The 6275-nt window shown below is 70.5% G+C and carries 4 protein-coding genes; 1 reads left to right on the top strand and 3 read right to left on the bottom strand.

The genetic code is table 11. The features are described from left to right. Positions 1 to 110: 110 nt before the first annotated feature. Genes I0Q12_RS07550 through I0Q12_RS07540 form a run of 3 tightly spaced genes read right to left on the bottom strand, consistent with a single transcriptional unit; the run spans position 111 to position 3939 of the window. Positions 111 to 1736 (bottom strand): ABC transporter permease, encoded by a 1626-nt coding sequence (locus tag I0Q12_RS07550; protein ID WP_197251340.1) that lies wholly within the window; start codon positions 1734 to 1736, stop codon positions 111 to 113. Further along, positions 1733 to 2812 carry an ABC transporter substrate-binding protein gene (locus I0Q12_RS07545; RefSeq protein ID WP_197251339.1) on the bottom strand — a complete coding sequence of 360 codons (1080 nt, stop codon included), beginning with the start codon at positions 2810 to 2812 and terminating at the stop codon, positions 1733 to 1735. The genes I0Q12_RS07550 and I0Q12_RS07545 overlap by 4 nt, the downstream gene beginning before the upstream one ends. Positions 2813 to 2865: 53 nt before the next feature. Next, a complete protein-coding gene (locus I0Q12_RS07540; RefSeq protein ID WP_197251338.1) occupies positions 2866 to 3939 on the bottom strand; it encodes an isopenicillin N synthase family oxygenase in 1074 nt (357 codons plus the stop codon). A gap of 301 nt (positions 3940 to 4240) precedes the next feature. On the opposite strand from I0Q12_RS07540, the gene I0Q12_RS07535 reads away from it, so the two are divergent. Further along, the coding region (locus I0Q12_RS07535; RefSeq protein ID WP_197251337.1) for a heavy metal translocating P-type ATPase at positions 4241 to 6275 on the top strand (2035 nt) is incomplete at its 3' end.

Genomic DNA, 6275 nt, shown 5'->3' with positions numbered 1-6275 from the left:
CCGCGGTCGACCCTGCCGCAGATCCAGAAGACAGCCGCGCGCGGCGGGCAGCGCGCTCCTGTCTGTTCGCTCGGCGGCTCTGCGCCGCCCGAGGATGCGCGGCGATTCCGTCACTCCCCCATCCGCGCGAACACCGTCGACTCGAGTGCCGAGACGATCGTGTAGGCGACGATCATCGTGCCCGTACACACCACGACGGCGGCCCACAACTGGTCGTACGAGAAGGTCGTGGTCGCGCGGAGCATGAGGTACCCGATGCCCGTCCCGGTGGCGAGCCACTCCACCAGCAACGCGCCGACGACCGCGGCGGGCACGGCGATACGGGCGGCGGCCAGCAGCGCGGGCAGCGCGGCGGGCAGCTGTGCACCGACGAAGGTGCGCAGGGCGCTTGCTCCGGATACCGCGAACACGTCGGTGATGCTGCTGGGCACGGCCCGCACGGCGGCGAGTGTCATCACGAGTGTCGGGAAGAAGGTGACGGCAGCACAGATGAAGGCGGCGGTGAACAGCCCCCGACCGAAGATGATCATGAAGACGGGGGTGAACACGCCCAGCGGCACCGACTGCAGGACGATCGCCGGCGGCATCATCACGTACTCGAGCGCCGGGAAGCGCACGAACGCGGTCACGAGCACCAAGGCCACCGCGGTTCCCGCGAGGTAGCCGACGGCGGCCGACGACAGTGTCTGGCCCAGCGCGCCGAACACCTCGGCCCGGTGCGCGGCCGCGTCGTCGCCGGTGAGCAGGTAGCGGACGACGTCGTCGGGGGTCTTGGCGACGAACGAGCTGAGGTCGAACAGTTCGACGGCCGCCCACCACGCCGCGATCATGACAACCACCGAGGCCACGAACCCGCCGGCGAGTCCGAGCAGCCCGACACGGTGCCCGGCGGCGCCGGTGGACCCGACCGTCACCGAGGACGCGGAGACCGTGCGCGTCCACGGCGACGTCACGCGGTTCACCAGCGCGGGAAGCGCGTAGGCGATGCCCGCGACGGCGGTCGCCGCGAGCGCGAGCGCCCACGTGCGGGGCACCTGCAGTTGCTGCTGGGCCGTCATCATGGCGGGACCGAGACCGTCGGAGCCACCCAGATATTCACCGATGATGGCGCCGAGCACGGCGGCGGGTCCGGCGATGCGCAGGCTCGCCAGCACACTCGGAAGGCTCGCCCGCAGGCGCGCGAAACGCAGTTGCGCGCCGCGGCCGCCGCCGGCCGCGCGCACGACGTCGAGCACGGCCGGGCTCACCGATCGCAGGCCGACGAGCGCCCCCACCACGGTGGTGAGCACCACCCCGAGGGACGCGACCACGATCTTCGGGGCGTCCCCGTCGAGCAGCACGTACAGCACGGGCCCGATCGCCAGGACGGGCAGGAACGAGACGATCGCGGCGATCCGCAGCACGAACGATTCCAGCCGGGGCACCAGCACGACCAGTCCGGCCGCGGCGAGCGCGACGACGTTGCCGGCCAGCCAACCGGCCGCCGCGATCCGCACGGTCGCCGCAGTGTTGGCCGCGATCAGCGCGCGGTCGTCGACGAACGCGCCGAGAACCGCTGCCGGCGTGGGAAACAGCGCCGGGCGCAGCAGCGCCAGACCCGTCCACACCAGCAGGAGAACAGCGAATCCCACTGTGCCCGAGACCAACCTGCGGTCGACCCGAAACGTCCCGCGCCGACGCGTCGGGACGGCCGCCGAGGTTTCGGCGACGGGCCGGGCGGCGGTGGCGGTACTCATCCGGCGACGTCGGCGAGCGCCGTCGCCAATTCGGGTCGGGCCGAGTAGATCTCGGCGAGCAGCGACAGATCGAACAGGTCCTCGGCGGTGATGTCGAGGCCGGAGTCGGCGAGGGTGGCGATGTTCTGCGCGACGAGTTCGTCGGTGACCGTCATGATCCCGGACCGGCGGGTGTCGTCGGTGACGACGAGCCCGGTCTGGACGCGGGCGATCTCGCTCTGCACGGCGGCGTCGAGACCCAGGTCCGGTGCGTACTGCTCGATCGCGATGGTCGCTGCCCGGTCGGGATCCTTGATCGCGGCGATCCAGCCCTCGATCTCGGCGGTCAGGCAGGCGAGCACGTCCGCGCGCCGATCCCCCGCGAGCGACGACTCGTCCGCGACGTAGACCTGCGCGACGAGGGGGTAGCCGTGGTCGGCGAGCAGCAGCGTCGTGACGGCGTGCCCGGCCGCGGCGAGGGTCACCGGTTCGTTGGTCACGAACGAGAACCAGCCGTCCACCTCGCCCGCGGTCAGCGGGGTGGGATCGAACTGGACGGGAACGGTCCGGACGGAGGCCGGGTCGACGCCGGCGCCGGCGAGGAATGCGGCCCAGACGGTTTCGTTGACCGCCTGGACACCGATGGTCTTGCCGACCATGTCCTGCGGGGTCCGGATCGGCGAGGAGGCGAGGGACGTGACGCAGTAGGGATTCTTCTGGTACAGCGCACCGACGATCTTGACCCCGGCGCCGCCGTTGAGGCGCGCTGTGGCGACCTGGTCGGGGGACGACGCCACCCCGATCAGCGCCTTGCCGACCGCCACGTCGATAGGTGTCGGGGTCGCGGTGGGTCCGCCCTCGACGAGCTCCACGGTGTCGAAACCCTGTGCGGCGTAGAACCCGTCGGCGATCGCCAGGTAGGTGCCGGCGAACGAGACGCCGTGGGTGTACGACAGGCGGAACGTCAGCGAGCGCGGGCCGTCGGAGCCTCCGGTGGATTCGCCGTCGCTGCCGGAACAGGCGGCGAGCAGGGCGGATCCTCCGCCGAGCAGCACGAGGCCGCCCAGCGAGCGGGCGAGGAAGGCACGTCGGTGCATGGTCGTCAAAATGATTCTCCTGGGGAGTGCGTGCGGCCGGGTTGCGTCACCGATCAGGCGGTGAGTCCGACGACCTTGTATTCGAGGTATTCGCCGGAATGCACGGCCTCGTGGGCGATCGGAGTGTCGGCGTCGGTGCACGACGGCAGGCACTCGATGATCGTGGACCAGTTCGGGGTGTGGAAGAACGGCATCGAGACGCGCTCGCGCTCCCACTTCTCTTGCGGCGGGGTGAGGATGCGGTGGCGGGTGGAGACCCAGCGGTCGTTGGTCCAGATCGCCATGAGGTCACCGATGTTGACGACGAAGGAGTTCTCGACGAACGGCACGTCGACCCATTCCCCGGTCGACCGGTCGACGACCTGCAGGCCGCCTTCCTCGTCCTGGTACAGGATCGTCAGGGTGCCGGAATCGGTGTGCGGGAACTTGCGGTACTGCCCCTCGGCCGGCGGTGTGGTGATGGGCGGGTAGTAGTTCGCGCAGAGGTTGGTCAGGTGGTTGTCGAACATGCCGTCGAAGAAGTGTTCGTCGAGGTCGAGTCCGAGCGCGAAGTACCGCATCACCTCGAGTGCCAGGTGTTCGAGTTCGGCGTAGTACGCGAGCCAGCTGGGCCGGAAGTCCTCGAGACCGGGGAGGTCGGGCCAGCGGTTGGGACGCGACCACACCTCGTATCCCTCGGCGAGTTCGGCGGGATCGGCCACTCCGGGTTCACCGGCGCGGTTCATGGTGAACAGCTCGCACAGGTCGGGCGGCGAGTCCAGGCGGGTCGCGAAACCATCGGCGCTGGCCCCGTCGCGGCCCGGGGTGCTGGCCCGGCCCTCGTGGAACAGGCGCAGCCCCCGCAGCGTGACGTCACCGGGCGGCGCGGCGAGGTGCCGGCGCTCCTCGAGCGGCACGTGGAAGAAGTCGCGGGTCACGCTCAGCACCCGATCGATGAGCGCCCGGTCGATGCCGTGGCCGGAGATCACGAAGAATCCCGAAGTGCTGCAAGCCTTGTCGAGGGCACGTCCGACGGCCGCGCGCGCCTGCGAATCTCCGGTCAACGCCCGGGACAGGTCGATCTGCGGGATGTACCCGTCGATGAGAACGGGGTCGCCGGAAACGGTCGAAACGTTCGAATCAGTCACAGGGATCATCGAACGGGACGAAGATGACGGCTCCTCACCGTCAGGTAAATGATTCGTTACCGATGCAACTGAAACGCCGGCGCGGGCGCCTCGATGCAGTCGCCGACCGAGGAGACAGCGGCGCGCTGCATGCCGCGCGCGGCTGTCTGCTGGGTCGGCGGGTGTCGGGCGGGGTCGTGGGAGCCGTCGATCATCACCCTTGCCACATACCCCCTGGGGGTATATCGTCGGTTGTGGCAAACCCCCATGCGGGTACAAGACCAGCAAGAGGTCCACCTTCGTCCAGCCCGGAGAGGTGCCCATGCACAACCACCAGCCCGAGATCGAACCCGGCGCCACGAAGACGACACTGCGCCCGGATCCACATGCCGGTCACGACGCGCACACCGCCGACGCCGCACACGGCGGTCACGATCGGCACGCGGGACACGGAGCCCACGGGGAGATGTTCCGGCGACGATTCCGGATCAGCCTCGTGTTGTCGGTGCCGGTCGTCGCGTTCAGCCACATGGTCGCCGAACTGTTCGGCTACACCCTCCCGCACGCCCCCTGGGTCGCGTGGATTCCGCCCGTGCTGGGCACGGTGATCTTCGTCTACGGCGGCATGCCGTTCCTCACCGGCGGCTGGGCCGAGCTGCGGTCCCGGCGGCCGGGGATGATGCTGCTGATCGGGATGGCGATCAGCGTCGCGTTCGTCGCCTCGTGGGTCACCACGCTCGGCCTGGGCGGCTTCGACCTCGACTTCTGGTGGGAGCTGGCGCTGCTGATCGTCATCATGCTGCTCGGCCACTGGCTCGAGATGCGCGCGCTGGGTTCGGCGTCCGGCGCACTCGAGGCGCTCGCCGCGATGCTGCCGGACACCGCCGAGAAGATCACCGACGATGGCACCCGCGAGGTGCCGCTGGACGAATTGACGGTCGGCGACCTGGTTCTCGTGCGGGCCGGAGCGCGAGTGCCGGCGGACGGCAACATCGCCGACGGCCGCGCCGAGGTCGACGAATCGATGATCAGCGGCGAATCCAAACCCGTCGTCCGGCAGGTCGGCGACACCGTCGTCGCCGGCACCGTCGCCACCGACAGCTCCCTGCGGGTACGTGTCACCGCAGTCGGCGAGGACACCGCTCTGGCGGGTATCCAGCGGATGGTCGCCGACGCACAGGCCTCGTCGTCCCGCGCGCAGGCCCTGGCCGACAAGGCCGCGGCGTTCCTGTTCTACTTCGCCGCGGTCACCGGCGCGCTCACCTTCGCGGTGTGGACGCTGCTCGGCAACCTCGACGAGGCGGTGGTGCGCACCGTCACCGTGCTCGTCATCGCCTGCCCCCATGCCCTGGGTCTGGCGATCCCGCTCGTGATCGCGATCTCCACCGAACGCGCCGCGCGGGCAGGGGTTCTGGTGAAGGACCGCCTGGCGCTCGAACGCATGCGCACCGTCGATGTGGTGCTGTTCGACAAGACCGGCACCCTCACCCAGGGTCGCCATCAGGTGACCGGCATCGCGCCCGCCACGGGTGTCACGGACGAGGAGCTGCTCGCCGTGGCCGCCGCGGTCGAGGCCGACAGCGAACACCCGGTCGCGCGGGCCGTCGTCGCGGCGGCGGAGGACCGTGTGCCCCACGACGCGCGGGTCACCGCCACCGACTTCCGGTCGCTGCCCGGCCGCGGAGTGAGCGCCGTCGTCGACGGTGTGGAGGCGACGGTCGGTGGACCGGCGATGCTGCGCGACCTGCAGCTCTCGGTGCCCGACGAGGTTGCCGCCGTCACCGGCGGATGGGTGCAGCGCGGCGCCTCGGTGCTGCACGTCGCGCGCGGCGCGCAGGTGCTCGGCGCGGTCACGCTCGAGGACGCGGTGCGCGACGAGTCACGCCGGGCGATCGAGGCCCTGCACGCCCGCGGGGTGCGGGTCGCGATGATCACCGGCGATGCACAGCAGGTCGCCGATGCCGTCGCCGCCGACCTGGACATCGACGAGGTGTTGGCCGAGGTGCTACCGGAGCACAAGGACGCGAAGGTCACCGAACTGCAGCAGCGCGGCCACCGGGTCGCGATGGTCGGCGACGGCGTCAACGACGCACCCGCCCTCGCTCGCGCGGACGTCGGTGTCGCGATCGGCGCGGGCACCGACGTCGCGATCGAATCCGCGGGGGTCGTGCTGGCTGCGGACGATCCGCGGGCGGTGCTGTCGATCATCGAACTGTCGCGTGCCGGCTATCGGAAGATGTGGCAGAACCTGGTGTGGGCCACCGGCTACAACATCGTCGCGGTGCCGCTCGCCGCCGGCGTGCTGGCCTTCGCCGGGGTGGCGATCTCCCCCGCGGTGGCCGCGATCCTCATGTCGG

Origin of the sequence: Rhodococcus sp. CX, assembly GCF_015865005.1 — a bacterium.
Lineage (GTDB): Bacteria > Actinomycetota > Actinomycetes > Mycobacteriales > Mycobacteriaceae > Rhodococcus.
Note: the sequence above shows the minus strand (reverse complement) of the source record. Positions and strands in the feature narration are given on the sequence as shown.

What these genes read in the sequence shown, in the direction of transcription:
- I0Q12_RS07550 (WP_197251340.1), bottom strand. Translation starts at nt 1,736, where the DNA reads ATGAGTACCGCCACCGCCGCCCGGCCCGTCGCCGAAACCTCGGCGGCC.
- I0Q12_RS07545 (WP_197251339.1), bottom strand. Translation starts at nt 2,812, where the DNA reads ATGCACCGACGTGCCTTCCTCGCCCGCTCGCTGGGCGGCCTCGTGCTG.